Raw genomic sequence first — 2,552 nt, 5'->3', positions numbered from 1 at the left:
CGTCGACGCCCGTGACGCCCTGGTGCACCGGCTGTACACCATTTCGCCTGCGGCACCGTGGATTCGGAGCCTGGCCGAAGCTCAGGAGATCGCCGGGGCCGCCGACGCCATCGCCACGCGCATCGACATCGATGCCGCACGCGCCGAGCTCGACGCCCTGCAGTTCGCGGTTGCCACTCGCATCGATGCCGGGCCGTCGCCCGAGGGCTCGAATCTGGTGAGCGCGTTGAGCACTGCGGATCCCCTGGAATTGGCTGCCGCCGTTGCCGCCTATTCGCAGGCGTGTACCGAGCAGGAGGATCAGCTTCTGCTCGAATCGATGTCGGCGTCGCTGTCCGAGGTCGCACCCGCATTGTTCGACCTCGTCAAGGACACCGCAGGCGATGTCGAATGGGACGAGCTGAGCTGGCAGATGTCGAAGGCCTGGGCGTGGCGTCGGGCACGCGAGTGGGTCGGTGAGCAGCACCACGGTGGTCTCGAGCAGCAACTGGAAGCGGAGCTCGCGGCCGCCGATACCGACATCGCTTATCTCACAACGCGTCTCGCCGCCGCCAGTGCCTGGCGCAACAGTCTCCAACGAATGACCGCTGTCGAGGTGCGTGCGTTGCAGACCTACCGCGAGCACATCTCCAGCATTGGCTCGGGAGCCGGTAAGTACGCCGAAACCTACCGCAGTGCAGCACGATCGGCGATGCGTGAGGCGCAGAGTGCGGTGCCCGCCTGGGTCATGCCACTCTCCCAGGTGCTGGCATCGATTCCGCCGGTGCCGGGCAGTTTCGACGTCGTGATCGTGGACGAGGCGAGTCAGGCCGACATCACCAGTCTCTTCCTGCTGTACCTCGCACCTCGCGTGATCGTGGTGGGCGACGACAGACAGTGCGCACCGGCGGACGTCCCGCAGGCCGGCACACTCGAGGACGTGTTCGATCGGTTGGACGTCTATCTGCCCGATCTACCCGAACACGTGCGTGCGACGCTGACCCCGAGGTCGAGCCTGTTCTCCATGCTGCGCACCAGGTTCGGTCAGGTGGTGCGGTTGCGTGAGCACTTCCGCTCGATGCCCGAGATCATCAACTGGTCGAGTCAGCAGTTCTACGGAGACTCCCCGCTCGTTCCCGTGCGGCAGTTCGGTGCGGATCGGCTACCGCCGTTGCGGCACACGTACGTTCGCGGAGCACGGTGACCGGAAAGAACGCCTCACTGGTCAACCGGACCGAGGCCATCGCGATCGCCGATCAGATCGCCGATTGCCTCGAGGACTCCGCGTACGACAACCTGACCTTCGGAGTGGTTGTGCTGCAGGGCCAATCGCAGGTCGACGAGATTCGCAACGAGTTGATCAAGCGGATCGGCATCGAACAGTGGGAACAGCGTCGGCTTCGTGTCGGTACGCCGCCGGACTTCCAGGGCGACGAACGCAACGTCGTGTTTCTGTCGATGGTGGTGGCACCCGATCAGAATTTCGCCACCCTCACCGCCAATCAGTACAAGCGGCGGTTCAACGTGGCAGCGTCGCGGGCACAGGATCAGCTGTGGCTCTTCCACTCGGTGACCGTCGATCGCCTCAAGCGAGCGGACCTGCGCAACTCGTTGCTGAGCTACGTCACCTCCGTTTCGCCCGCTCCGGCAGATCCCATGCCGGTCGATGTCTCGCGCGAGGTCCGGAGGGCACCCTTCGAGACGTTGCTCGAGCAGCAGTTGTGGAACGACCTCGTCGAGCGAGGTTTTCACGTCAATCCCGGTGTGGAGGTGAACAACAGGCGTCTCGCCCTGGTCGTGACCGGCGACTCCTCGCGTCTCGCCGTCGAGTGCGACGGCGACACGTTCCTGTCGACCCCTGCTCAGCGATTGGCGGATCTGCAGCGTGAGCAGGAGCTCAAGCGGTGCGGTTGGACATTCTGGAGGGTGCGCGAATCCGAGTACTACCTGGACCGCGAGGCGGCGCTGGAAAGCCTCTGGGCCACGTTGGCCCGTCTGGGAATCAAGCCCAACAGCGTTGTCGTGGAAGGTCTCGAGAGCTCGGACGAGGCCTGGACCCCGGTCCCTCTCGAGTCCTCGCAGTTCGATGATTCCGGCGTCTTCGAAACGTCGACGCACGCAGACTCACCCGCGCGCCACGAGTCGGTGCTGTCTCTGTGGACCATGCCGCGCATCGACATACCCACCGAGGAGCCGGCGGCATCGGAAGCCCGAGGAGGTGACCGCGACGGATCGGCACCGACGACGACCAACGGTTCCGGAACCACCAACGGAGCCGGAGTCACGAACGGATCGGGCACCACGAACGGCTCGGGCCTCACGAACGGCTCGGGAATGACCAACGGTGCGGCCGCCACCAACGGTGCCGGTCGTTCCAACGGCTCCAATGGCACGGCTCGGCCGACCGAGTCTTCGGCATCGAGCCGCTCGGCGATGACCAACGGATCCACACCCGCACAGGAGGCAGCGACCGATGCGTCCGCGCGGGCGCGCGACGCGGTTGCGAGCGGCGACTCGGTCACCGAGGATCGGCGAAACCACGAACAGCACGACAGCGGCCACGGCCAGGATCG

The 2,552-nt window shown here is 65.4% G+C and carries 1 pseudogene; it reads left to right on the top strand.

Going from position 1 to position 2,552, the window contains the following annotated elements:
- Window positions 1-1,998, top strand: a pseudogene (locus tag RHBS_RS26815) (AAA domain-containing protein); the annotation flags it as partial.
- Between the last annotated feature and the right edge of the window lie 554 nt (window positions 1,999-2,552).

The organism is Rhodococcus sp. BS-15, assembly GCF_000813105.1.
In the GTDB taxonomy this organism is placed as follows: domain Bacteria; phylum Actinomycetota; class Actinomycetes; order Mycobacteriales; family Mycobacteriaceae; genus Rhodococcoides.
The sequence above is the reverse complement of the archived record's forward strand: the minus strand, read 5'-3'. Positions and strand labels throughout refer to the sequence as shown.